The sequence below is a fragment of the Citrobacter sp. Ca225 genome, assembly GCF_030337175.1.
GTDB lineage: Bacteria > Pseudomonadota > Gammaproteobacteria > Enterobacterales > Enterobacteriaceae > Citrobacter_A > Citrobacter_A amalonaticus.
This window is the reverse complement of the sequence record NZ_JAOWCD010000082.1, coordinates 1-25,219: the sequence shown is the minus strand read 5'-3', so window position 1 is coordinate 25,219 and position 25,219 is coordinate 1. Positions and strand designations below refer to the sequence as shown.

26 protein-coding genes and 1 tRNA gene are annotated in these 25,219 nt (G+C 54.3%); 4 read left to right on the top strand and 23 right to left on the bottom strand.

The window, feature by feature from the left end; all coding sequences use genetic code 11:
• Positions 1-18: 18 nt before the first annotated feature.
• From OGW13_RS15505 to OGW13_RS15480, 6 genes are all read right to left on the bottom strand, one after another.
• The gene (locus OGW13_RS15505) at positions 19-948 is read right to left on the bottom strand and encodes a DMT family transporter (RefSeq protein ID WP_042999193.1); all 930 of its coding nucleotides are present in this window, start codon (positions 946-948) and stop codon (positions 19-21) included.
• A gap of 144 nt (positions 949-1,092) precedes the next feature.
• Positions 1,093-1,542 carry a 50S ribosomal protein L9 gene (gene rplI, locus OGW13_RS15500; RefSeq protein WP_042999192.1) on the bottom strand — a complete coding sequence of 150 codons (450 nt, stop codon included), beginning with the start codon at positions 1,540-1,542 and terminating at the stop codon, positions 1,093-1,095.
• A 41-nt stretch (positions 1,543-1,583) separates the two neighbouring features.
• Positions 1,584-1,811, bottom strand: a complete 228-nt coding sequence (gene rpsR, locus OGW13_RS15495; protein ID WP_000135199.1) for a 30S ribosomal protein S18 — start codon at positions 1,809-1,811, stop codon at positions 1,584-1,586.
• 4 nt (positions 1,812-1,815) lie between these two features.
• Positions 1,816-2,130 (bottom strand): primosomal replication protein N, encoded by a 315-nt coding sequence (priB, locus tag OGW13_RS15490; protein ID WP_042321531.1) that lies wholly within the window; start codon positions 2,128-2,130, stop codon positions 1,816-1,818.
• 6 nt (positions 2,131-2,136) lie between these two features.
• Complete coding sequence (rpsF, locus tag OGW13_RS15485) at positions 2,137-2,532, bottom strand: 30S ribosomal protein S6 (RefSeq protein WP_042321529.1); 396 nt, start codon at positions 2,530-2,532, stop codon at positions 2,137-2,139.
• A 159-nt stretch (positions 2,533-2,691) separates the two neighbouring features.
• Positions 2,692-3,456 carry a TSUP family transporter gene (locus OGW13_RS15480; protein ID WP_287116263.1) on the bottom strand — a complete coding sequence of 255 codons (765 nt, stop codon included), beginning with the start codon at positions 3,454-3,456 and terminating at the stop codon, positions 2,692-2,694.
• 300 nt (positions 3,457-3,756) lie between these two features.
• Between OGW13_RS15480 and yjfY the strand changes: the two genes are divergently transcribed.
• Positions 3,757-4,032, top strand: coding sequence for a DUF1471 family protein YjfY (gene yjfY, locus OGW13_RS15475; protein ID WP_216082091.1), 276 nt, complete (start codon positions 3,757-3,759; stop codon positions 4,030-4,032).
• Positions 4,033-4,131: 99 nt separating this feature from the next.
• Here the strand turns inward: yjfY and yjfP are convergent, their stop codons facing one another.
• Positions 4,132-4,881 carry an esterase gene (gene yjfP / locus OGW13_RS15470; protein WP_044265677.1) on the bottom strand — a complete coding sequence of 250 codons (750 nt, stop codon included), beginning with the start codon at positions 4,879-4,881 and terminating at the stop codon, positions 4,132-4,134.
• Positions 4,882-5,062: 181 nt separating this feature from the next.
• Here yjfP and bsmA point away from each other — a divergent pair, with 181 nt between their 5' ends.
• Positions 5,063-5,392, top strand: a complete 330-nt coding sequence (gene bsmA / locus OGW13_RS15465; protein ID WP_042999188.1) for a biofilm peroxide resistance protein BsmA — start codon at positions 5,063-5,065, stop codon at positions 5,390-5,392.
• Between the two features lie 147 nt (positions 5,393-5,539).
• On the top strand, positions 5,540-5,815 hold the full coding sequence (gene yjfN, locus OGW13_RS15460; protein WP_072140690.1) for a DUF1471 family protease activator YjfN: 276 nt from the start codon (positions 5,540-5,542) through the stop codon (positions 5,813-5,815).
• Positions 5,816-5,852: 37 nt separating this feature from the next.
• Here the strand turns inward: yjfN and OGW13_RS15455 are convergent, their stop codons facing one another.
• The 15 genes from OGW13_RS15455 to nnr all read right to left on the bottom strand — a co-directional run bounded on the left by OGW13_RS15455 (position 5,853) and on the right by nnr (position 23,734).
• The gene (locus OGW13_RS15455; protein WP_044265681.1) at positions 5,853-7,475 is read right to left on the bottom strand and encodes an isovaleryl-CoA dehydrogenase; all 1,623 of its coding nucleotides are present in this window, start codon (positions 7,473-7,475) and stop codon (positions 5,853-5,855) included.
• A 113-nt stretch (positions 7,476-7,588) separates the two neighbouring features.
• Positions 7,589-8,320, bottom strand: a complete 732-nt coding sequence (gene rlmB / locus OGW13_RS15450; RefSeq protein WP_042321448.1) for a 23S rRNA (guanosine(2251)-2'-O)-methyltransferase RlmB — start codon at positions 8,318-8,320, stop codon at positions 7,589-7,591.
• Positions 8,321-8,386: 66 nt separating this feature from the next.
• On the bottom strand, positions 8,387-10,828 hold the full coding sequence (rnr, locus tag OGW13_RS15445) for a ribonuclease R (protein WP_044257223.1): 2,442 nt from the start codon (positions 10,826-10,828) through the stop codon (positions 8,387-8,389).
• A 227-nt stretch (positions 10,829-11,055) separates the two neighbouring features.
• A complete protein-coding gene (gene nsrR, locus OGW13_RS15440; protein ID WP_042321442.1) occupies positions 11,056-11,481 on the bottom strand; it encodes a nitric oxide-sensing transcriptional repressor NsrR in 426 nt (141 codons plus the stop codon).
• A 220-nt stretch (positions 11,482-11,701) separates the two neighbouring features.
• Positions 11,702-13,000: an adenylosuccinate synthase gene (gene purA, locus OGW13_RS15435; protein WP_042321439.1), complete on the bottom strand. Its 1,299-nt coding sequence runs from the start codon at positions 12,998-13,000 to the stop codon at positions 11,702-11,704.
• Positions 13,001-13,103: 103 nt separating this feature from the next.
• A complete protein-coding gene (locus OGW13_RS15430; RefSeq protein WP_042321436.1) occupies positions 13,104-13,301 on the bottom strand; it encodes a DUF2065 domain-containing protein in 198 nt (65 codons plus the stop codon).
• An 86-nt stretch (positions 13,302-13,387) separates the two neighbouring features.
• Positions 13,388-14,392, bottom strand: coding sequence for a protease modulator HflC (hflC, locus tag OGW13_RS15425; protein WP_042321433.1), 1,005 nt, complete (start codon positions 14,390-14,392; stop codon positions 13,388-13,390).
• 2 nt (positions 14,393-14,394) lie between these two features.
• The gene (gene hflK, locus OGW13_RS15420) at positions 14,395-15,651 is read right to left on the bottom strand and encodes an FtsH protease activity modulator HflK (RefSeq protein ID WP_042999185.1); all 1,257 of its coding nucleotides are present in this window, start codon (positions 15,649-15,651) and stop codon (positions 14,395-14,397) included.
• Positions 15,652-15,840: 189 nt separating this feature from the next.
• A complete protein-coding gene (gene hflX, locus OGW13_RS15415) occupies positions 15,841-17,121 on the bottom strand; it encodes a ribosome rescue GTPase HflX (protein ID WP_042321426.1) in 1,281 nt (426 codons plus the stop codon).
• Positions 17,122-17,195: 74 nt separating this feature from the next.
• Positions 17,196-17,504, bottom strand: a complete 309-nt coding sequence (gene hfq, locus OGW13_RS15410; protein WP_042999184.1) for an RNA chaperone Hfq — start codon at positions 17,502-17,504, stop codon at positions 17,196-17,198.
• Positions 17,505-17,587: 83 nt separating this feature from the next.
• Complete coding sequence (gene miaA, locus OGW13_RS15405) at positions 17,588-18,538, bottom strand: tRNA (adenosine(37)-N6)-dimethylallyltransferase MiaA (protein WP_109739541.1); 951 nt, start codon at positions 18,536-18,538, stop codon at positions 17,588-17,590.
• Positions 18,531-20,396, bottom strand: coding sequence for a DNA mismatch repair endonuclease MutL (gene mutL / locus OGW13_RS15400; RefSeq protein ID WP_287116262.1), 1,866 nt, complete (start codon positions 20,394-20,396; stop codon positions 18,531-18,533). Before mutL ends, miaA begins: the two co-directional genes overlap by 8 nt.
• A gap of 9 nt (positions 20,397-20,405) precedes the next feature.
• Positions 20,406-21,737: an N-acetylmuramoyl-L-alanine amidase AmiB gene (gene amiB, locus OGW13_RS15395; RefSeq protein ID WP_044257230.1), complete on the bottom strand. Its 1,332-nt coding sequence runs from the start codon at positions 21,735-21,737 to the stop codon at positions 20,406-20,408.
• A 16-nt stretch (positions 21,738-21,753) separates the two neighbouring features.
• Positions 21,754-22,215, bottom strand: a complete 462-nt coding sequence (gene tsaE, locus OGW13_RS15390; RefSeq protein ID WP_042999180.1) for a tRNA (adenosine(37)-N6)-threonylcarbamoyltransferase complex ATPase subunit type 1 TsaE — start codon at positions 22,213-22,215, stop codon at positions 21,754-21,756.
• Positions 22,187-23,734, bottom strand: a complete 1,548-nt coding sequence (gene nnr, locus OGW13_RS15385) for a bifunctional ADP-dependent NAD(P)H-hydrate dehydratase/NAD(P)H-hydrate epimerase (RefSeq protein WP_192502120.1) — start codon at positions 23,732-23,734, stop codon at positions 22,187-22,189. The genes tsaE and nnr overlap by 29 nt, the downstream gene beginning before the upstream one ends.
• On the opposite strand from nnr, the gene queG reads away from it, so the two are divergent.
• Complete coding sequence (gene queG / locus OGW13_RS15380) at positions 23,733-24,872, top strand: tRNA epoxyqueuosine(34) reductase QueG (RefSeq protein WP_192502119.1); 1,140 nt, start codon at positions 23,733-23,735, stop codon at positions 24,870-24,872. The genes nnr and queG overlap by 2 nt on opposite strands.
• 269 nt (positions 24,873-25,141) lie before the next feature.
• Here the strand turns inward: queG and OGW13_RS15375 are convergent.
• A tRNA-Gly gene (locus OGW13_RS15375) sits at positions 25,142-25,217 on the bottom strand.
• Positions 25,218-25,219 lie beyond the last annotated feature (2 nt).

The following is a 25,219-nucleotide window of genomic DNA, read 5'->3' as shown; positions in this document are numbered from 1 at the left end:
ACCACGGCATTGGCGGCGTTACCGCTTCACCTTATTAACCCACCAGATCCCCGAGCACACCAGAACCAGCGCAATCGCGTATTTCCACTCCAGGATATTCTCACCGAGAAAAATCGCGGACAGCACCGCGCCGGAGACCGGGATCAGGAAGTTAAACGGTGCAATCATCCCCACACGGTTATACTTAAGCAAAATACTCCACAGCGCGAACGCCACTGAAGAGAGCAACGTCAGGTAACCGAGAATCGCCACCGATGCGAGACCGTGAACCGCCAGTGTGCCGCCAAAGACATAACCACCGATCACCAACACCAGCCCGCCAATCCCTAACTGATACCCCGTCATCACGGTTGGATCGACCGTCTGAGAGAGTCGCTTACCGTAAAGCGTCGCGGCGGAGAGAATAAATGCCGCCAGCACAATCGAGCCATCGCCCGCCAGGGTAAAATTAAAATCCAGCAGCCCGCTGTTGAAGTTCACCACCATCACGCCGGTAAAACCGAGAATGCATCCCAGCGTTTTGTTGTAACTCAGTTTGTCGTTCTGATAGATGAAGTGCGCCAACAGCACGCTGAAGAAGGTGCCCGTGGCATTCATGATCGATCCCTTCACGCCGGTAGTGAACGCCAGACCGATGTAAAAGAAGATGTATTGCAGCGAAGTCTGCGTCACTCCCAGCAGCGTCAATTGCCCGAACTGCCGGGAACTCAGGCGGCCAATCGGCTTACGCTGCGCTATCGCCAGCAAGAGTAACAGCAGACCTGCGAACAGGAAGCGGTAACCAGCGAAAACAATTTTGGACGGAATATCGTCAGCGGCGATCTGGAAGATCTCATAACCGCTCTTTATGGCCGGATAGGCGCTGCCCCAGAGCAGACAACAAAACGCCGCGCTCAGCCAGACAACATTTTTACGCGCAAACAAAGGTTGCGGGTGCGGAGTATCCATTCATCACCAGATTGAAATTATGTTTTATTTTTAATGATTATCCCGAAAAGGACAAAGAATAGCCAGAGCGAAAAATGAGGGGAGCAGAAAAGCAAAACGCCGACACAAGGTCGGCGTTTCTTACGACGTTATCAGAATAAAAACTTATTCTGCAACAACGTTAATGGTCAGCTTAGCGAATACTTCGCTGTGAACCTGGAAGTCCACTTCGTGCTCACCAGTGGTACGCAGAACGCCGTTCGGCAGACGAACTTCGCTCTTAGCCACTTCAACGCCAGCTGCAGTTACAGCATCAGCGATGTCGCGGGTACCGATGGAACCGAACAGTTTACCTTCGTCGCCTGCTTTAGACGTGATGGTAACGGTTTCCAGTGCGTTGATTTTCTCTGCGCGTGCATTTGCAGCAGCCAGAACGTCAGCCAGTTTAGCTTCCAGTTCAGCGCGACGTGCTTCGAAGTATTCAACGTTTTTCTTGGTAGCAGGAACAGCTTTACCCTGTGGTACCAGGAAGTTACGAGCATAGCCCGCTTTAACGTTAACCTGATCACCCAGGCTACCCAGGTTTGCTACTTTATCAAGCAGAATAACTTGCATTACCTTATCCTCTCAAAGTCGTATTAATGGACCGTGACCGATTACTGATGACGATCAGTGTACGGCAGCAGAGACAGGTAGCGAGCGCGTTTGATAGCGCGAGCCAGCTGACGCTGGTATTTTGCACGGGTACCGGTGATACGGCTTGGGACAATCTTACCGCTTTCGGTGATGTAGTTTTTCAGCGTAGCGATATCTTTATAGTCGATCTCTTGAACGCCTTCCGCGGTGAAACGGCAGAACTTGCGACGACGGAAATAACGTGCCATATGGCTAGTCTCCAGAATCTATCAATTCAATCTGCTCGGCATGCAGAACCATTTTGCTCAGGCCGTTCTTTGCCTTGTGGCAAGAGATGAACCCCTGAACGGTCACTGCGCTACCGACCGTTATACTGTGAGTAATGGCCTGGTTTTCGTGTCCGCTAACAATCACGGGCATTTGGCACCACGCCTGCCGGTGAAATCCGGCTTCCTCCTGCACAGAACGATGCTCAAGCACGAACTGGCAGTGCGGAATTCCTGATGGACTGACCTTTCGAAGGGGGGTCCTGCACACGGTGCCGGACAACACCAGACGGTTGGTCATCAGAAATTACTCTTCAGAATCCCCAGCTTCAGCATCATCTGCGGTTTCGTTTGCGAAATCATCGCGACGCTCACGGCGCTCGTCTTTCGCTTTAACCATCGGAGATGCTTCGGTAACAGCGTGCTTAGTACGCATTACCATGCTGCGGATAACGGCGTCGTTGAAGCGGAAAGTTGTTTCCAGCTCATCGATCACTTCCTGCGGTGCTTCAACGTTCAGCAGAACGTAGTGAGCTTTGTGCAGTTTGTTGATCGGGTAAGCCAGCTGACGGCGGCCCCAGTCTTCCAGACGGTGGATCTTGCCTTCTGCACCAGTGATGGCAGCAGAGTAACGCTCGATCATACCCGGAACCTGTTCGCTCTGGTCAGGATGGACCATAAAAACGATTTCGTAATGACGCATCGAATTGCTCCTTACGGATTATTCAGCCTCCTGTCTGGGTCAGCCGCGGCCCATGGAGGCAAGGAACGTGTTAAAGGTCGGCTGAAAAATTGACGCGTCATAATACTGGTGTCAGGCCGCAAACTCAAGGTGATTCCAGGAATATTTGTCAGGACGCCCTTAATACATATCCAATAGCATTTTGCCGCTGATGCAGATAGAGACAATCACGATCATCGGCCTGATCACTTTCTTGCCGCGCGTGAGGACTACCGTCGCCCCCAGGCGTGCGCCAAGCGCCTGCCCGGCGAACATCACCAGTCCCAGCGACCAGATCATTTTGCCACCGAAAATGAAGAACAGAATAGAGGCGATGTTGGACGCAAGATTAATGAAATTAGAGTGAATTTGCGCTTTATCGATGCTGTATCCCCACAGCAGGATGTAGCACAGGGTATAAAAGGAACCGGCCCCGGCGCCGAGGAATCCATCATAGAAACCAACGCACCCTCCCCCTATCAGGGAAAAGAGAAACAGTGACACCTGCTGCTTCTTTTTTGGTTCAGTGAGATTGGGGGCAAAAATAAAGTACAGCGCTACCGCGATGATGAGTACCGGTAACAGTTTTTTCAGCAGTTCCGGTTCAATGAACTGGATAAGCGTCGTCCCCAGAGCCGATCCCACAAACGCGGATAAAAAGACATACTTATGCTGCTGGATGTTGATATGTCCGCGACGCAGAAAGTAGATCCCCGACGTCAATGAACTGCCCAGCGCCTGAATCTTATTGGTGGCCAGCGCATTGGCTGGCGGCAATCCTGAGAGCAATAGCGCTCCAATCGATAAAAACCCACCGCCGCCTGAAACTACATTAATAAAACCCGCTATCAGCGCCACCATAAACATAATGGCGAAGTAGCTGAAATTCATGAATGAAGTATCCATATCTTTTTGCCTTATTATCATAAAGTTAGCTTTATGTTTCGGCTCACTATAAGCGGCGATGGCCGACAGTGATATTGACGATTCGGTAAGAGTTCTTGTCAGAAAAACAGGTATTTTTCGCCACATCAAAACGGGTTAGCCGATTGTTTACATTCAGAAAGAACGGATCGCGGTAATTTTTTGAACAACTGCATCAGAAATGGTCGCTATCGACCAACAAAGTAGCGATTAAAATTAAATCAGACGTTATCGACTTACAGGAGAAATCGCTAATCAGAGTCAGCTGTCGAGGAGGTAGATATGCGAATCCGTTTTGTCACCCTTCTGGCGGGACTGTTACTCAGTGCAAATACGCTCGCCGCCATTGAAATAGACCACCAGCAAGCCCGAAACATGGATGATGTGCAGAGCTTAGGCGTCATTTACATCAACCATAACTTCGCCACTGAAAGTGATGCGAAAAGGGCACTGAATGAAGAGACCGACGCGCAAGACGCAACGTACTACCACGCGATCCTGATGCGGGAACCCGGTAGTAACGGCAACATCCGCGCCAGCGCAGATATTTATCGCTAGCACCAGGAAAGTCCAACGAAAAGAAAGCCATAGTTTGACTTGCCCCCTGTTCAGGGGGCTTTTTTTGCATGATGATGTATGGCTAGCTAACGCCTGGCATCAGAGATGCTGACGGAAAAACGACACCGTTGCGGCCAGGGCTTCGGGCGTAATGCGATGGCGTACGCCTGCTTGCCACTGACAGGTCAGATTGTGGTCCAGGCCGGCCTGAATCATTGCCTGCTGTAAACGGAAACTTTCCGCCGCTGGCACCACATCATCGTCCTGGCCATGCCATAACAGCAGCGGTCTGTCGGCCAGTCGGGCGAGCTGCTGCGACACATCCCACTTCGCCAACGGCGCAATGATATGCGTGAATTCCTCCTGACGGGCGGGCGTGTCCAGGGCACAAGGGGGAAACAGCGTTCGCGCCAGACGGGTGAAATAACCCGAGCCCATCAGGCTGGCGACACATTTGACCTCCGGATGCTGAGTCATGATCCCCAGCGCAGTCATTGCCCCCATCGATGCGCCGCCAACCGCAAGACGTTCCTCCAGCAGCCAGTTTTCTGCACGCAGTGCCGCACGTAACGCCGTAAACTCCTGCATGCTCTGCTGCAAAATCTGCCAGAAGTGGCCCATTCTCGCCTGTTCGTCACCATTGAAACGCGCCCCATGCCCGGCGGCGTCTGGCATAATGACCCGAAATCCGGCCTGCGCCAGCGCCACGGCAAAATAGCTGTAGACCAGGCTGGAAGAGGTAAACCCGTGGTAGAAAACAATACACGGCAAAGGTGTACTGCGTTGCCCCGAAGGAAAGGCGTGAAGCAGATGATGTTCCGCCAGTTGACATGTTTCAATTTCAATCATTTGCACCTCTTTTGGCGCGGGTATGCTATAGGTCACATTATTAAACAAGGTGACGTATTCAACAACGATTCATAATGTTGAGAACTGGATTACGCTTTCACGACATTTTCATTCGAAAATCGCGCGGAAGGTAACATTTTGGGAACATTCCCCCAAAGGGAAATTAATAAGGCACTACACTATGGCTATCAGGAAACGAGATAGAGTGATGCGTCGGTTTACCTCTTTGATGTTGGTGATGCTGTTAAGTGGATGTAGCATTCTTCAGGGAACGCCACAGCCAGCACCGCCTGTCGCCGATCATCCGCAGGAAATTCGTCGCGACCAGACACAAGGGTTGCAGCGAATGGGAACCGTGACCTCTCTGGTCAGAGGCTCTCCGGATGATGCAGTTGATGAAGTCAGAGCGAAAGCCGCCGCAGCGAAAGCCGATTATTACGTTATTGTCATGGTTGATGAAACTATCGTGACGGGTCAGTGGTACTCACAGGCCGTCTTATATCGTAAATAATCATTGATGGAATTTAAGCCAATTTCACGTAGCTTTACGCCTCTATACGTTTACCTGTGCACAATAAACCGACAGCAGGAGGCTGGACGTTTATTTCGGCGATGGAATGCCCTGCGCATTGCGGGGAAACGTAAAATGGAGCTGACGATGAAACAATCTCTTGCCTTATCCTCACTGCTGTTAACTGCCGGACTGGTGAGTACGACGGCGCAGTCTGCTGAATTCGCGAGTGCGGATTGCGTGACTGGCCTCAATGAAATTGGCCTGATCTCTGTCAGTAATATTTCCGGAAACCCACAGGATGTGGAGCGTATTGTCGCGTTAAAAGCCGATGAACAAGGCGCATCGTGGTATCGCATTATTCAGATGTATGAAGAGCAGCAGCCCGATAACTGGCGCGTACAAGCCATACTCTACGCATAACAGATTGCCGGATGGCGTAAACGCATCCGGCAACGTATCAGCGCAATCCCCCCGTCGCCCGCAGCAGCAACGCGTCCTGTACCCGTTCTGATAACCGCATTCCGCCGCGCGTATCCAGCATCATCTGACACCAGGCCTGGGCAACAGGCGGTGATGCGTGCCGTAACATTTCCATTCCGCATCCCAACAGGAAAATCTGCTGGGTGATCTCACGACCCAGTTCTTCGGAAGGTTTGCGAAGTCGCGGCAAAAGCTGGCGTACCGCGCGATCAAAATGCCTGTCCTGCCCCCTGACCTCAGAGAATGCCTCACTCAGCATCTCATCGACCCCGGCTTGCTTGTTGATAACCCGCAAGACGTCGAGACACATGACGTTACCGGATCCCTCCCAGATACTATTGACCGGCATTTCCCGGTACAGTCGCGGCAGTTCGCTCTCTTCGCAATACCCTACGCCGCCAAGCACTTCCATTGCCTCCGCCACGAACGGAATGCCGCCTTTACAAACGGCAAATTTTGCCGCAGGCGTGAACAGACGCGCCCAGAGTCGCTCTTTGGCATCGCTACGCCGATCCCAGGCATGGGCCAGACGAAACAATAATGCGGTTTGTCCTTCCAGCTGGAGCGCCATACGACTAAGCACCTGACGCATCATCGGTTGCTCAATCAGCGGCTTGCCGGACACCTGACGCTGGTGCGCGTGGTAAATCGCCACCGAGAAGGCGCGGCGCATCAGTCCGTGACTGCCGAGCGCACAGTCAAAACGCGTCAGACCACCCATCTTCAGGATATGACGAACGCCCTCTCCCTCATCACCAAGAAGCCAGCCGATGGCATCCTGAAACTCGACTTCCGCGCTGGCATTGGAACGATTCCCCAGCTTGTCTTTCAGCCGTTCAAGGCGGATCGCATTGCGCTGGCCGTCAGGTAAAAAGCGCGGGACGAAGAAACAGGAGAGGCCACCTTTTGCCTGTGCCAGCACCAGATGGGCATCACTTTGCGGCACAGAGAAAAACCATTTATGCCCCACCAGCCGGTACGACCCATCCGCCAGACGCTCGGCGCGGGTGGTGTTGCTCAATACATCAGAACCGCCCTGTTTTTCCGTCATCCCCATGCCGATCAACAGGCCACGTTTTTGGCCCCCCGGCGCAAGATGCGAATCATAGCGATCGCTGTGTAGCGGCGTTTGCCAGTCGGCAAATACGGCGGGCAACATTTGCTGCAATAGCGGTGTCGCGGCAAAAGTCATGGTGATGGGGCATAACGTGCCGGCCTCCACCTGCGCATGCAGGACAAAGCGGGCTGCCCGGGCGACAAACGATCCGTCTCGCGCCGCCTCTACCCAGGGCAGATTGTGGATACGGTTGGCACACAGTCCCTGCATCAACAGATGCCACGCGGGATGGAAGCGAACGTCGTCCAGACGCTGCCCCTGGGGATCGTAACGTAGTAATTCTGGCGGCCAGGCATTCGCCAGCCGTCCCAGTTCCAGCGATTCCGCAGTGCCAAGTTGTTGACCGATACTGGCGAGAAGTTCGCTGTCCCAGCCTGCCCCCTCACGCGCTACGGCCTCGCAGAGCGCGCCATCAGACAGAAACAGATTGCTGTTATTCAGGGGTAACGGCTGATTAAAAACAGTGTGAGTTTGCCAGTGCATTGTGTTTCCCTCCTTCAATGGCATCTCAATAAGTATGGTCAGTCTGAGGGGAGAATGCCTGGAAAGGAGGGCACAAAAAAGCCATCCTGCTGGATGGCTTCAGAAATCGTCTATTAGCTGCGCTGCCGCACAGCCTCGAACAGACAGATGCCTGTCGCGACAGAAACGTTGAGCGAAGAGACGCTTCCGGCCATTGGAATGCTGATCAGCTCATCGCAATGTTCACGCGTCAGGCGACGCATCCCCTCACCTTCCGCCCCCATCACCAGCGCCATACGGCCGGTCATTTTGCTCTGATAGAGAGTATGGTCAGCTTCACCCGCCGTGCCGACAATCCAGATATTCTCTTCCTGCAACATACGCATGGTACGCGCCAGGTTGGTCACCCGAATCAACGGCACGCTTTCCGCTGCACCGCAGGCGACTTTCTTCGCCGTGGCATTCAACTGCGCAGAACGATCTTTCGGCACGATCACCGCATTAACGCCAGCGGCATCGGCGCTACGCAGACAGGCACCGAGGTTATGCGGATCGGTCACGCCATCAAGGATCAGCAGGAACGGTTGATCCAGCGAAGCAATCAGATCCGGTAGATCGTTTTCCTGATACTGACGACCCGGCTTCACGCGAGCGATAATGCCCTGATGGACGGCTCCTTCGCTTTTCTCATCCAGAAACTGACGGTTTGCCAGTTGGATGACCACGCCCTGTGCTTCCAGAGCATGGATCAGCGGCAGCAGGCGTTTATCTTCACGGCCTTTGAGAATAAAGACATCCTGAAAACGTTCAGGAGCACGCTCCAGCAGGGCCTGCACCGCATGGATGCCGTAAATCATTTCACTCATGAAATCACTCGTTAATAGTTAATCATGCCGGGTGACGCAATGCTTCCCCGGCTTACACTGTCCGGCTTACTGTGCCGTTTTCTTTTTAGCGGCACGCTTTGCTTTTGTCGCCGCCGCTATTTTTTGCGTTTTCTCAGAAGGCTTTTTCGCTTTTCTGGCCTCTTTCTTCGCCGCCTTTGGTTTTTGTTTCTTCTCGCCACGGAAAGCGCTGTCAGGCTCAAAATTGGCTTTCTTACCAACCTGACGACGGCGGCCGGTTTTTTTACCCGCATCGCCTTTCTTCGCTCTTTCACGCGCCGTTTTACCTTCGTTACGCGGCGCACGCTCGCTGGAAATCAGGCTGAAATCAATCTTGCGCTCATCCATATTTACAGCTTCGACTTTCACTTCCACGCGATCGCCAAGACGATAAGTCTGGCCGCTGGATTCGCCGGTCAGGCGCTGCCCAACCTGGTCAAAACGATAGTAGTCGTTATCCAGCGAGGAGACGTGGACCAGGCCATCGATGAACAGTTCGTCCAGACGCACAAAGAAGCCAAAGCCGGTGACGCTGGCAATCACGCCTTTAAAGACGTTGCCGACCTGATCCAGCATGAAGTCGCACTTCAGCCAGTCAGCGACGTCACGGGTTGCTTCATCCGCACGGCGCTCAGCCATCGAACAGTGCTGACCCAGTTGCAGCATCTCTTCCATCGAATAATGGTAGCCACCCGTTTCGGTGGTGTTACCTTTATGGCCCTGCTCTTTCGCCAACAGATACTTAATGGCGCGGTGCAGGGAGAGATCCGGGTAACGACGGATCGGCGAGGTAAAGTGCGCATACGACTGTAGCGCCAGACCAAAGTGACCGCGGTTTTCCGGATCGTAAATCGCCTGCTTCATCGAACGCAGCAGCATCGTTTGCAGCATTTCGGCGTCAGGGCGATCGGCAACCGATTCCAGCAGTTCCGCGTAATCGCGCGGCTCCGGCTTATTACCGCCAGGCAGTTCCAGCCCCAGCTCCGCCAGAACAGAACGGAAGGAAGTGATCGCCTCAGTCGTCGGTTTGTCGTGTATACGGAACAGCGCAGGCTCCTGAGCTTTCTCAACGAAACGCGCCGCCGAGATGTTCGCCAGAATCATGCACTCTTCGATCAGCTTGTGCGCATCGTTACGCTGGGTCTGCTCAATTCGCTCAATACGGCGTTCCGCGTTGAAAATGAACTTCGCTTCTTCACTCTCAAACGAGATGCCGCCGCGCTCTTCACGGGCTTTATCCAACACTTTGTAGAGGTTGTGTAGCTCTTCGATATGCTTAACCAGCGGCGCATACTGCTCGCGCAACTCCTGATCGCCCTGCAACATGTGCCAGACCTTGGTGTAGGTCAGACGCGCATGTGAGCTCATCACCGCTTCGTAGAATTTATATCCCGTCAGACGGCCTTTGGTAGAGATGGTCATTTCGCAGACCATGCACAGGCGGTCAACCTGCGGGTTCAGTGAGCACAGGCCGTTGGAGAGCACTTCCGGTAGCATCGGTACCACCTGCGACGGGAAGTACACGGACGTCCCGCGATTACGCGCTTCCTGATCCAGCGGCGTCGGCGGACGCACGTAATAGCTCACGTCAGCAATCGCCACCCACAAACGCCAGCCGCCACCGCGTTTCTTCTCGCAATAGACCGCATCATCAAAGTCGCGGGCATCTTCGCCGTCGATGGTGACCAGCGGCAAATCGCGTAAATCCACACGCCCGACTTTTGCCTCTTCAGGCACCTCTTCTTTCAGACCGGCAACTTGTTTCTCAACGGCGGCTGGCCAGATATACGGGATTTCATGGGTTCGCAGCGCCATATCGACGGCCATACCGGTTCCCATGTTGTCGCCCAGCACTTCGACGATTTTCCCTACCGCTTTGGTGCGGCGGGTCGGGCGCTGGGTGAGTTCAACCACCACCACAAAGCCCATGCGCGCGCCCATGATATCTTCAGGCGGGATCAGAATATCGAAGCTCAGACGGCTGTCGTCAGGAACTACAAAACCCACGCCCGCTTCAGTAAAGTAACGACCGACAATCTGGCTGGTTTTTGGCACCAGAACGCGCACAATACGCGCTTCACGGCGGCCTTTACGATCCGCGCCCAGCGGTTGCGCCAATACCTGATCGCCATGAATGCAGGTTTTCATCTGCTCGCTGGAGAGATACAAATCGTCTTTACGCCCTTCGACGCGCAGAAAGCCGTAGCCATCACGGTGGCCAATAACGGTACCTTTCAGCAGATCGAGGCGTTCCGGCAGCGCATAACACTGCCGACGGGTGAAGACCAGTTGTCCGTCACGCTCCATCGCGCGCAGGCGGCGACGCAGGGCTTCCTGCTGCTCTTCGCCTTTTATGTTCAGTTCCACAGCCAGCTCATCGCGGCTGGCCGGTTTTTCGCGTTTAGTTAAATGTTCGAGGATAAATTCCCGGCTTGGGATAGGATTTTCGTACTTTTCAGCTTCGCGTTCCTGGAAAGGATCTTGTGACATTGAGGTTCCTCCATTGTCAGCTCCGGTGGAATTCCGTCGTCTTTCACGCCGTCTCTTTGTTGGCTGCCTTTGCTCTCCCCAGTCGCTTACTTTTGTAAGCTCCTGGGGATTTATGAGAGACATCCCTGTCTCTCACCGAAGGCCAGCCTGCGGCTGTTCAAATTCGTTCCTGACGAATTTGTCACTCAGTTGCCGCCGCGATACGACGCGAAATGCTTTGGACTTAACTATTCCACCAGCAATAATTTATAAAGCGGTTGATTCTCTTCAACCAAATCGGCCAGCGTGTAGTTATCCAGCTCCGTTAGAAAACTTTGCACGGCCTTAGAAAGCGCCTGTTTGAGTCGACAGGCAGGGGTGATATGGCAAAACTCACTGCTACAATTCACCAGCGACAGCGGTTCGAGTTCGCGCACGACATCGCCAATTCGAATGGTATTCGCGGCTTTGCCTAAACGGATCCCGCCATTTTTTCCCCGAATAGCAGTTACAAAGCCCGCCCGACTAAGTTGATTGATTATTTTGACCATATGATTACGGGAAACGCCATAGACGTCTGTCACTTCCGAAATACTGGTCATGCGACCTTCCGGGAGTGATGCCATATAGATTAGCGCTCGTAGTCCGTAATCGGTGAAACTCGTTAACTGCACATCAACCTCAGGGAAAAGGGGGAATCGGGATACATCTTATTTATATTGATGATAAACCAGCCACTAGCCAGGCCGCTAATTTATTTCAGTTCGGAAGGAAAAAAGCGAGGATTTAACGCACGATTAAGCCGGATGACGACGCCTGGCATCTTGTCCGGCTAACTACACTTTGTAGGCCTGATAAGCGCAGCACCATCAGGCACTGCGCCACGAACCAAAATTATGCGTCGAACGGGTCACGCAGAATCATGGTCTCAGTACGATCCGGGCCAGTCGAAATAATATCAATCGGTACACCGGTCAGTTCTTCGATACGCTTAATGTAGTTCAGCGCTGCCTGTGGCAAACCGCTACGCTCTTTCACGCCGAAGGTGGACTCAGACCAGCCCGGCATGGTTTCGTAAATCGGCTCGATACCTTCCCAATCGTCAGCCGCCAGCGGTGTTGTGGTCACTTCACGGCCATCCGGCATACGATAAGCGACACAGATTTTCACCTCTTTCAAACCGTCCAGTACGTCCAGTTTGGTCAGGCAGAAGCCCGACAGGGAGTTGATCTGTACTGCACGACGCACAGCAACGGAGTCCAGCCAGCCAGTACGACGACGACGCCCCGTGGTAGCACCGTATTCGTTACCCTGTTTGCACAGGAACTCACCGATGTCATCAAACAGCTCAGTCGGGAACGGACCCGCACCCACACGCGTGGAGTAAGCCTTGATGATACCCAGCACGTAATCCACATAACGCGGCCCCAGGCCAGAACCTGTTGCCACACCACCCGCAGTGGTGTTAGAGGACGTTACGTACGGATAGGTACCGTGGTCAATATCCAGCAGCGTACCCTGCGCGCCTTCGAACATGACGAAATCGCCACGCTTGCGCGCCTGGTCCAGCAGATCGGACACATCAACAACCATCGAGGTCAGGATGTCGGCAATCGCCATCACATCATCCAGCACTTTCTGGTAGTCAACCGCGTCAACTTTGTAGAAGTTAACCAGCTGGAAGTTGTGATATTCCATCACTTCTTTCAGTTTTTCAGCGAAGGTGGCTTTGTCGAACAGATCGCCAACGCGCAGACCGCGACGGGCGACTTTGTCTTCGTAAGCCGGCCCGATACCACGACCGGTAGTCCCGATCGCTTTCGCGCCACGTGCTTTCTCACGCGCGTTATCCAGCGCAACGTGGTAGTCCAGAATCAGCGGGCATGCTTCAGACAACAGCAGACGCTCGCGAACAGGAACACCACGATCTTCCAGTCCTTTCATCTCTTTCATCAGCGCAGCCGGAGACAGCACAACACCGTTACCGATGATGCTGATGACGTTCTCGCGGAGAATACCTGATGGAATAAGATGGAGGACGGTTTTTTCACCGTTGATTACGAGAGTATGGCCTGCGTTGTGACCGCCCTGGTAGCGTACAACATATTTAGCCCGTTCAGTCAGAAGATCGACGATCTTTCCTTTACCTTCGTCACCCCATTGGGTGCCCAGTACGACGACGTTGTTACCCATTTTTCAAAATCACCGTTTGCTTAAAAATGGATTCTACCATCGCTTTTTCAGATATACAGCACTTTTTGCATGCAAAAATTAGCTAAATTCGCACGTTTTTTGATCAGCCAATCGTTTTCCTCAACATGTAGTAGACCACAATGCCCGCAACCACAAGTCCACCACCAAAACGACGTAAAGTATTTTCAGGCAACTGCGTCATGGCAGAAATCATCTTCTTCCATGCTCGCGGGTAAAGCATCGGACCTAAACCTTCAAGCACTAAAACCAGCGCAAGCGCGAGCCAGATTGTTGAGTTCATCGGACGTCCTTTATAAAAAGAAAACCACCGGCATCCTCAGGGATGCGGTGGTTTTATGCGTCTAACCTAAAACCGTTGCGACGATATTATCGCGTTGCGGTATTCGGTGTCTTCATGTAGCGGAAGAAATCGCTGTCCGGGCTCATGACCATGACATCCTGATTGCCTTCGAAGCTCTTCTCGTAAGCACGCAGGCTACGAATAAAGGCGTAGAAGTCAGGATCCTGGCTGAACGCATCGGCAAACAGCTTCGCCGCTTCTGCATCCCCTTCACCGCGCATGATACGCCCCTGACGCTCAGCTTCCGCCAGCGTTTTGGTCACTTCATAGTCGGCTGTCGCGCGCAGTTTTTCCGCTTCTTCCTGACCTTGTGAACGGTGACGACGCGCTACCGCTTCACGCTCAGCGCGCATACGGTTATAGATCGCTTCAGACACTTCGGTCGGCAGGTTGATCTGCTTGATCCGCACGTCGACCACTTCGATACCCAATGCGGCCATACTGTTCGGGTTGATCACCGGCACATTGCCGTTGGTTTCAGCCTGAACACGTTCAGCGGCTTCGGCAATCGCGTTATCCGCTGCCGGGGTCGCCACTTCGTCTTCGGTTCCGGCAGAGCCAGAGTTCAGGGCGTCACGCACTTCCAGGGTCAGACGACCACGGGAGTCGGTCACGATGTCTTTCACATCCAGACGACCAATCTCAGAACGCAAACGGTCAGAGAACTTACGTTTCAACAGAACTTCAGCCTGAGAAATATCGCCGCCGCCTGTCGCCAGGAAGTAACGGCTGAAATCGCTGATGCGCCATTTGATGTAAGAGTCGACAATCAGGTCTTTCTTCTCTTTGGTGACAAAGCGATCGGCCTGGTTATCCATCGTCTGGATACGCGCGTCGAGCATTTTCACCGACTGAATAAACGGTACCTTAAAGTGCAGACCCGGCTCATAAATCAATGGTTTTTTGTCGGCATCACGCACGACGCTGCTGAACTGGAACTTAATTCCGCGCTCGCCTTCTTTCACCACGAAAATTGAGGTGTACAGCACTACCAGCACGATGATGATAATCGCAATAACTGACTTACGCATCGTTATTCCCCCTGACGCTGGTAGTCGTTACGCTGCGCGTTAGCGCGGCGTTGGTCCATAATATCGCCCTGACTGGTGGACGAGGTGTTGCTTGCTCCGCTGCTGCTGGAAGATGACGTGGAGGGCAGACGCAGCAGGTTCGAACCGCTATCGCTCTTTGCCGCCGGCGCGCTCGCGCCTTTCAGCATCTGATCCAATGGCAGAACCATCAGATTGCCACCTTTGTCGTTAACCAACACTTTACGGGTATGGCTCAACACTTTTTCCATCGTCTCGATATACAGACGCTCGCGGGTAATCTCTGGCGCCGCTTTATATTCCGGAAGAATTTTCGCGAAGCGCGCCACTTCACCCTGCGCTTCCAGGATGGTTTGCGTTCTGTAAGCACGCGCCTCTTCAAGGATACGCTGTGCCTGACCGTTCGCACGCGGCTGAACTTCGTTGGTATACGCTTCCGCTTCACGGATGTACTGCTGTTCGTTCTCACGGGCAGCAATGGCATCGTCAAACGCCGCTTTCACCTCTTCCGGCGGACGTGCAGCCTGGAAGTTGACGTCCAGCAGGGTAATACCCATGTTATACGGACGAATGGTCTCTTCCAATTCACGCTGGGTATCGCTACGAATAACGGTACGCCCTTCGGTCAGGATACGGTCCATGGTGTATTTACCGATCACGCCGCGCAGGGCACTGTCGGTCGCCTGACGCAGACTGTCATCCGCGCTGGTTACGCTAAACAGATATTTTTGCGGATCGGTGATGCGGTACTGCACGTTCATCTCAACGCGCACCACGTTCTCATCTGACGTCAGCATCACACCGGAAGCGGCCAGTTCGCGGACGGCTTCCACGTTCACCGGCGTCACCTCGTCGATAAACGTCGGCTTCCAGTTCAGGCCCGGTTCAACCAGATGGCTGAACTTACCAAAGCGTGTCACCACGCCGCGCTCTGCTTCTTTGATGGTGTAGAAACCGCTCGCCGCCCAGATAATGACGATAGCTGCCGCCGCGATGGAGACGACACGTCCGCCCAGATGCGGGCGCGGGCCTTGTGATGAGCTTCCGCCACCAGAGCCAGTACCTTTACCGCCTCCCAGTCCACCGAGTTTTTTACTCAGCTTGCGAAAGATGTCATCGAGATCAGGTGGCCCCTGCTCGCGACCACCTTTGTTTCCATTTCCCTCAGAGTTGCCGCCTGGTTTGCTGCTTCCCCACGGGTCGCGGTCTTGTCCGTTATTACCGGGCTGATTCCACGCCATGTTTGTGCTCCATATTTGTTATGCGATGCTATACCTGTGTTTTTTGCGCGGCAGATGCGTTGGCTACATCCCTCAGCTCCCGTCACATAGTTGACTATGCTCCAGAGAATTTCAGGACTTGCCGCCTTCCTGCAGCTCAACCTCCACAAGGTACAGAGGCGAAAAAATCTTCAGGCCATATCCGTCAGATCAGACAACATAGTCTTCCAAAGCCGGTTCTTGTTTACAGAGGCGACGCCAGTCAACGATCGGCAGGCGAACTTGCAGACTTACGCTACCGTCATCCTCCATCCACTCTTTTTCTATTGCCTGAAGCTGATAAAAACGGCTTCTCAGACGCCCTTCCTGCGGCGGCAAACGCAACGTATGCTGCGCCACCTCGCCGGAAAGTCGCTCCGTCAAAGCCTGAAAAAGCTGTGGTATCCCAACCCCTGTCTGCGCGGAAAGCCAGACACGAATCGGTTTGTTCTCTTCATCCCGGTCGATACGCGGTTCAAAGTCATCCAGCATATCGATCTTGTTCATCACCATCAGGGACGGGATCTCGTGAGCATCGATCTCTTCGAGAACCGTATCCACTGCGTCGATGTTTTCCTGCACGCGCACATCCGCTGCATCAACCACATGCAGCAACAGTGTCGCCTGACGCGTTTCCTGGAGGGTCGCTTTAAACGCCGCAACCAGATCGTGCGGAAGATGACGGATAAACCCAACGGTATCCGCCAGCACGGTCTCCCCGACATCCGCCACGTCAATGCGACGCAGCGTCGGATCCAGGGTCGCAAACAGTTGATCTGCCGCATAGACCCTGGCTTCGGTTATCTGATTGAAAAGGGTGGATTTTCCGGCGTTAGTATATCCCACCAGCGAGACGGTCGGGACATCCGCCTTAATGCGCGACTGTCGCCCCTGCTCACGTTGCTTTTCAACTTTTTCCAGGCGCGACTGGATCTGCAATATACGGTTTCGCAATAAACGGCGGTCGGTTTCGAGTTGGGTTTCACCCGGACCGCGCAAACCAATCCCGCCTTTCTGTCTTTCAAGGTGGGTCCAGCCACGGACAAGACGCGTAGCCAGATGGCGCAACTGCGCCAGTTCAACCTGCAATTTCCCCTCATGGGTACGTGCACGCTGCGCAAAAATATCTAAGATAAGGCCAGTGCGGTCGATAACACGACACTCACACAGGCGCTCCAGGTTACGTTCCTGGGCCGGACTCAATGCATGATCGAATAATACGACGGCAGCGCCTGTCGCTTTTACGGCTTCCGCAATTTCAACGGCTTTACCTTCACCAACAAAGTACTTCGGGTGCGGTGCTTTACGGCTACCGGTAATCACCTGCATTGCTTCGACACCGGCGGAAGAGACCAGAGATTCAAACTCCTGGAGGTCTTCCATATCTTTGTCTTGCGAAAAATAGATGTGTACCAGTACCGCCTGCTCACCGGCGTCATAACGGTCAAACAAGCGTCAACCCCTCGATATAGATCAGCGGGGAACGCAGAAATTCTGGCTCCCCGTGTGTAAAACAGCCAAAAACCTTATTCGGTCTCTTCGCTGTCCTGTTGCGTCGCAGAACCCTGCGCGCCGCTACCGTGATGATAGTTACTGCTGGTACCGCCACCGGCATTGTTACTATGATGAGAAACCGGGCGAGACGGGACAACAGTAGAAATCGCGTGCTTATAAACCATCTGACTGACCGTGTTTTTCAACAGGATCACAAACTGATCAAAAGACTCGATTTGACCTTGCAGCTTAATACCATTCACCAAATAAATAGAAACTGGAACACGTTCCCGACGCAGTGCGTTCAGGAACGGATCTTGTAAAGATTGCCCCTTAGCCATTCTCTCTTTTCCTTATATGCTTATTTGTACTTTGAATCTTTCGATTCTGAAAATTGCGCACGATACGCCTTAATTGTACACATTCAGTTCGCGATAGCACCAACAACCTGTAATACTTCGTTCCGCGCCTGCTCAGGTTTCTCACTGTCAAGCCAGTGCACTCCTTCCCAACCGCGTAACCAGGTTACCTGGCGCTTTGCCAACTGCCTCGTGGCGCAAACACCTCTATAAACCATTTCATCGTATGATATTTCGCCTTCAAGGTATGACCACATCTGGCGGTATCCCACACAACGAATGGAAGGCAAGTCCGTATGCAAATCTCCACGGGCAAAAAGCGCCCGAACTTCTGCTTCAAATCCTGAAGCCAACATCTGATGAAAACGCTGCTCGATGCGTTGATGCAACAGCTCACGGCTCGCTGGGGCGATGGCAAACTGATGCACCTGGTACGGTAAAGCATCACCTGACGTTTGCGTCAGTTCCGTTAAAGTTTTACCCGAAATGAAAAAAACTTCCAGTGCCCGGGAAAGTCTTTGCGGATCATTTGGATGAATACGCGCAGCCGCAACCGGATCGATTGTCTGAAGCTGTTGGTGCAACGCATCCCACCCTTGCTCTGCCGCCTGTTGCTCAATTCTGGCCCTGACCTGCGGGTCTGCCGACGGTAACGGCGAAAGACCTTCCAGCAATGCCTTGAAATACAACATCGTACCGCCCACTAACAGCGGAATACGCCCCGCCGCAGTGATCTCGCTCATCTCCGCCAACGCATCGCGGCGGAAATCCGCAGCAGAATACGCCTGCGACGGATCGCGAATATCCAGCAATCGGTGCGGAGCCACCTTTAACTCTTCAGCGTCCGGCTTTGCCGTCCCGATATCCATCCCTTTGTAAATAAGGGCGGAATCGACGCTTATCAACTCTACTGGCAAAACTTTACGCAATTCAATCGCTAGCGCCGTTTTACCCGAGGCCGTAGGCCCCATCACAAAAATTGCCTTTGGCAGGCTCGCCTTACTGATATCACTCATGTTTCAGGGCATTCATCGCCGTATGTAAATCAACAGGTTGTAACAGACCACCCGGCGGCGCCTTCACGAGCTGCGGGCAAAGCCGCTCCACATCAGCCAACAGGGTAATGGCCTGAGCCATTGTCCACTGCGTATGCTCACTCATCAAATTACGCGCAATCCACTGCGCCAGATTACCAGGTTCACGCGCTGACTGTTGCGTCAGGTAGCCTATCAGTTCAGGAATCAAGATTTGTAAATTTTGTTGGCGTAAGGGTAAAGGCACCGCCCGAATGGTCACATGCTGGGCATCTGCCTGAAATTCAATCCCCAATTCCACCAGTGCGCCCTGCGCATTTTCCAGCGCAGCCTTTTCCTCTGCAGAGACTTTTAGCCGCAGCGGGATCAGCAACGGCTGAGCGCAAACCTGCCCCTCTCCCGGCGAAAGCTGCGCCTGACGCAGCCAGCGTTCTGCCACGGGCAGCGCCAGCAGGTGAATATTCCCTTCGCGCTCCAGCAACGCGCAGTCGTTGCCCACAATCGTGAGCACACGGCCAAAGCTCTGACAGTGTCCCGACAGTGCTGACACAGCTGGCTCCGGCGCAGGCGATAATTTTGTCGCAGGTGTCGGCGTTTGCAGGAGCTGGCGATACACTTCGCCCTGCTGTTTTTGGTAGCCCGGTTGGGCATGCGGCCAGCTTGCCGCCGTTGGGCGCGGCGCGCTGCTGCCCGCTGTCGGTGTGGAAGCGTAGCGCGGTGCCGTAGGTTCGCGGGCCTGCGCCGGCTCAGCAAAATGGTTACGCCCTGCGGCCACACGGTTTTCCGGAACGTGCCGGGGCGCGGGTTCGCCTTCTGCTTCCAGCGGCAATGGCGATTCAAGCTGCTGTTGCAGCACGCTCAGCACGCCCTGGTAGATAAAGTCATGGACCAGGCGCGACTGATGAAAACGCACTTCATGCTTGGCCGGGTGCACGTTGACATCCACCTGATGCGGGTCAATCTCAAGGTACAGCACAAATGCGGGCTGTTGATCGGCGCCCAGCTTATCTTCACAGGCCTGACGAATGGCGTGGTTGATCAACCTGTCGCGCATCATGCGTCCGTTGACGTAGCAGTACTGTATTTCCGCCAGCGCCGTCGTGGTGTGATTGGGATCGGCGACCCAGCCGCGTAAGGTCAGATCGCCATGCTGCCACTCAATCGCCAGCGCATGCTCAAGAAACGGCGTACCACAAATGGCGCCCAGACGACGCTCTTGCGGCCCCTCTTTCGCCACCGCGCGGTACTGACGTACCATTTTGCCGTTGTGCGACAAATTGATCGTCACATCAAAACGCGCCAGCGCAATGCGCCGGATGATCTCGTCAATATGATTGAATTCGGTTTTCTCGGTGCGCATAAACTTGCGCCGGGCCGGGGTGTTGTAGAACAGATCGAGGACTTCCAGCGTGGTGCCTACCGGATGCGCGGCCGGTTTGACTGTTACCTCCATGTCGCGCCCTTCGGCGTAGGCTTGCCAGGCTTCCTGTTGCTCTGCGGTGCGTGACGTGAGAGTCAGGCGAGATACCGAGCTGATACTCGCCAGCGCTTCGCCGCGAAAACCCAGGCTAATGATCGCTTCCAGATCGTCAAGAGAGGCAATTTTACTGGTGGCGTGCCGCGCCAGCGCCAGCGCCAGTTCGTCTTTCCTGATCCCGCAACCATTGTCACGGATACGGATCAGCTTCGCGCCGCCGCGCTCGATATCAATATCGATGCGCGTTGCCCCGGCATCAAGGCTGTTTTCCACCAGCTCTTTGACCACCGATGCAGGTCGCTCAACCACCTCACCTGCGGCAATCTGGTTCGCCAGTTGTGGCGGTAACACCTGAATCGGCATGCAAATTCCTTAGTTGATCAACGACTCACCCGGCGTAGCGGCGCTCGCGGTTTGCGCCGCACTTCCTTGCGGGGCCGACTGCATCGGATGCGCCTGGAAGTAGTTACGCAGCCCTTTGTAAATCGCATCGGCCAGTTGTTGCTGATACGCATCGCTCGCCAACAGACGTTCTTCACTGTGATTACTGATAAACCCGGTTTCCACCAGCACCGAGGGAATATCTGGCGAGCGCAGAACGCCCAGGCTGGCATGTTCAGGGCGCCGTTTATGCAGTGACCCAATCCGTTCGAGCTGGCCTAACATGTTGGTTGCCACATCATACCCTACGCGTTGGGAATGGCCGAACTGCAAATCCAGCACCGCCTGACTTAGGTACGGATCGGCCTGGCTGTTTGCCAGCACATCCCCCGCGCCGCCCAACAGCTCCGACTGTTTTTCATGTTCTTCAAGCCAGTTCGCCATTTCACTGTTGGCGCGCCGGTTCGACAACACCCACACGGAGGCTCCGGTGGCGCTGCGGTTGGGCGCGGCATCGGCGTGAATCGACACCAGGAAGTTGGCGTTTTGCTTACGCGCCACGTCAGAGCGCCCCATCACAGAGATAAAATAATCCCCGTCACGGGTTAACACGCCTTTAAACATCGGATCATCATTAAGCAGCGTGCGCAGTTTACGGGCCACCGCGATAGTGACATTTTTCTCTCGCGTACCGCCGGGGCCGATCGCGCCGGGATCCTGCCCACCGTGCCCGGCATCAATGGCGATCACCACTTTGTCACCATTGCTGGATGTCGCTCTGGCCGCCGGGCGCGTCGCCGTATTGCTGCTGATCACGGCGGTGGTGCGATCGTTGCTGGTTTTAAACGGATTTCGCGCAGGTTCAGTCGGACGCGGCGCCACCACCGGCGTTTCGACGCGTTTAGCGACGACTGGAGCGGGGGGGGGTGGCGGAGGCGTATCGGCGTTAATGGTAAAAACTACCGTGTAGTTTCCGCCATTCTGCCGTTTTACCGCCTCGGTTTTCCCGTTTTCGGTTAAATCCACCATCAGTCGTAGTGACTGTGGATCTTTCGCCGTGCCGGAACGAATGGTCTTCACCAGGTTATTACCGCTAAACATCAGCGGAAGCCCCTGAATGACCCCCGTTTGCTTAATATCCAGCGCAACGGTACGTTTGCCTTCATGGGAAAAGGCATAATCGGGATCGCCAATAAAACTGAGCGTAATACGCGCCTGTCGATCGCCGTTGGAGACCTGGATGTCGGAGAGGCTGGCGGCTCCGGCCTGCGCGCACAGCAGAACCAGCATGGCCACCAACCCATTTCTGATACGATAAATCATCCCGCCACCTTTAAGGTTAACCGGCTAAACGCGCCAGCAACGAATCACCTGATGAGGAGACAGCACGGATGCGCGCCTCACGACCTTGCGCCTGGTAATCTATGTGTATTTCGACATCCGGGTCCGGGAGTACACCTTTACCCTGTTGTGGCCATTCCACCAGGCAAATGGCATCGTTGGCGAAATAATCGCGGATCCCCATAAATTCGAGCTCCTCGGGATCGGCAAGACGATACAAATCGAAGTGATAGACCATCAGGTTATCGAGAGAATAGGGTTCGACCAGCGTATAGGTTGGACTTTTTACATTACCGGAATGGCCTAACGCCTGCAGGAATCCCCGACTAAAGGTGGTTTTACCCGCGCCTAAATCACCGTAGAGATAGATCACGGTCGCGCCGTTGCAGGCCTTGGCTACCCGTTGTCCCAGGTCTAATGTTGCCTGTTCGTCAGGTAGCGGAATTACTCGATTCATCATGATAAACGTCAATCACATCAGGGTTAACAATACGCTGTAGCGTGGAAAAAAGATCGGTTGCCAACATGCCGCGCATACCGGCACGCGCCGCCAGAACATCGGCCGCCGCACCGTGAGCCACGCAGCCAGCACAGGCTGCATCATACGGGGTAAACTTCTGTCCGAGCAATGCGCCAATAATACCGGAAAGCACATCGCCCATGCCGCCGCTGGCCATGCCTGCGTTGCCGACATCAGCAATTCCCAACGCCTCCGGTTGTGCGGCAACCACCGTTCCCGCCCCTTTCAACACCGCAACGCCTCCGTAACGTTTTACCAGACGCTGTGCAGAATGTAAGCGATCACTTTCAATTTCTGCGACAGAACACCCCAGTAACCGCGCGGCTTCTCCCGGATGCGGTGTGATGACGCGATTGTGACGTTTATCGGGATTGATTGCCAGCAGGTTCAACGCATCGGCGTCCCAGACCATCGGTTTACGGAAATTCTCGACTTTTTGCAGCGCTTTCTTCCCCCATTCCGCCTGCCCGAGCCCAGGGCCAATGATGATGACATCCGCCCATGCGAGGCTTTCATCAAGGGACTGCGGCGTCAGTTCATGCACCATCAGTTCGGGACGAGCGGTCAGCAGCGGGGCGATATTTTCGCTGCGCGTCAGCACGCGTACCAGCCCCGCTCCGGCGCGCAGCGCCGCTTCACCGGCCAGTCGAATCGCTCCCGCCGTGCCGTGATCGCCGCCGATCACCACCAGTCGACCGTGATCGCCTTTATGCGACGTTGCACGACGCGGAGAGAGCCAGTGCGCAAGTTGTGAGGCGTCAAAGCGTTGAATCGGCGCGTCCTGCCCTGCCAACCAGTCGTCCAGTCCCAGCGAATTAAAATGAAGGCGCCCGGTCACATCCCGGGCTTTCCCCGTCAGCAGACCGGGTTTCAGGACGATAAAGGTGACCGTGCGTTCGGCCCGGATGACCGCACCGGGCGTCGCGCCCGTTTGTGCCAGCAACCCGGAAGGAATGTCTATTGAGACAACAGGCGCAGGGTGGGCGTTTGCCCGTTCGATTAATTCAGACAACGGCTCGCGCGGCGCCTGGGTTAACCCGATCCCCAGAAGCGCATCAATAATCAGGTCGATATTTTCCGGCCAGGCAATCGCCGGGGAATGGATCACACCTCCTGCATTCAGCCAGGCTTCCCGCGCCTGTGCGGCCTCCTCGGGCAGCGGCTTATCGCTTTCCAGCGCTACCAGGGTGACCAGAATCCCTGCTGCTTTCGCCAGCCTCGCCACCACATAGCCATCGCCACCATTGTTACCGTGACCGCAGAGCACCAACCAGCGCCGGGCATAAGGCCGGGACTCGCGCGCCACGTCAAACACCGCCTCGCCCGCTCGCAACATCAGTTCGAACAACGTGAGCCCCAGCGTGTCAGCAGCTTCTCGCTCCAGCCGTTTGATGTCATCGGCGGGCCAGATGGAGTGTGGTATACTGATGGGGTTTTTCTTCATTGTATGGTCCGTCATGTCAGAGCCCCTCAATCTCAATCAGTTAGCGCAAAATATTAAGCAGTGGGGGCTGGAACTGGGCTTTCAGCAGGTCGGTATTACCGATACTGACCTGAGCGAGTCCGAACCCAAACTGCAAGCGTGGCTGGACAAACAATACCACGGCGAAATGGACTGGATGGCGCGCCACGGCATGATGCGCGCGCGTCCTCATGAGCTACTGCCTGGCACACTTCGCGTCATCAGCGTGCGCATGAACTATCTTCCCGCCCACGCCGCGTTTGCCCGGACGCTGAAAAATCCCTCGCAGGGTTACATAAGTCGCTATGCCCTGGGCCGCGACTACCATAAGCTTTTACGCAACCGCCTCAAAAAGCTGGGTGAGAGGATTCAGCAGCACTGTGTCTCGCTGAATTTTAGACCTTTTGTCGACTCTGCGCCCATACTTGAGCGCCCGCTGGCAGAAAAAGCCGGTCTGGGATGGACAGGTAAGCACTCACTAATCCTCAACCGTGAGGCCGGGTCGTTTTTCTTTCTTGGTGAGTTACTGATTGATTTGCCCCTGCCGGTTGATGCTCCCGTGGAGGAAGGATGCGGAAAGTGCGTCGCCTGCATCACCACCTGTCCGACCGGGGCGATTGTCGCCCCCTACACGGTGGATGCGCGTCGTTGCATCTCCTACCTCACCATCGAACTGGAAGGCGTAATCCCTGAAGCACTGCGACCATTGATGGGCAACCGGATCTACGGTTGTGATGACTGCCAGTTGATTTGCCCATGGAATCGCTACTCGCAGCTGACTGACGAAGACGATTTCAGTCCCCGTAAGCCGCTTCATGCGCCCGAGTTGATAGAGCTGTTCGCCAGAAATGAAGCCTGGTTTTTAAAAGTCACAGAAGGGTCAGCCATTCGTCGTATTGGTCATCTGCGCTGGCTGCGTAATATTGCGGTAGCACTCGGTAATGCGCCCTGGAGTGACGCCGCCCTTTCCGCACTGGAAAGCCGCCGGGGTGAGCACCCACTTCTTGATGAACACATTGAGTGGGCCGTCGCGCAGCAGATCGCGAAGCGAAACGCCGACGTGATCGAGGTGCAATCACCAAAGCAAAGGCGACTGGTTAATGCTATCGAAAAGGGACTTCCACGGGACGCCTGAATCGTCCACAGGCTGTGCATAAAAATAAAAACACATTGCTATTCAAGAACGAAAAAATCGTCAAGTGATCGCATTAACAATTTGTAATCTTAATTTAAACTTTGATTTCAGATAGTTATAAAGAAACTATTCACTTAGCGAAGTATTTGAATATTCCGTAGAAAAATCCGAAGCTGTGGATAACTCTGTTCACAAGAGTATGACAGATACAAAACGAAACGACCCCAACGCATAAACGCACTGTGGTTGATTTTCTGGAGATAAGAATTTGGAGCGGGAAACGAGACTCGAACTCGCGACCCCGACCTTGGCAAGGTCGTGCTCTACCAACTGAGCTATTCCCGCTT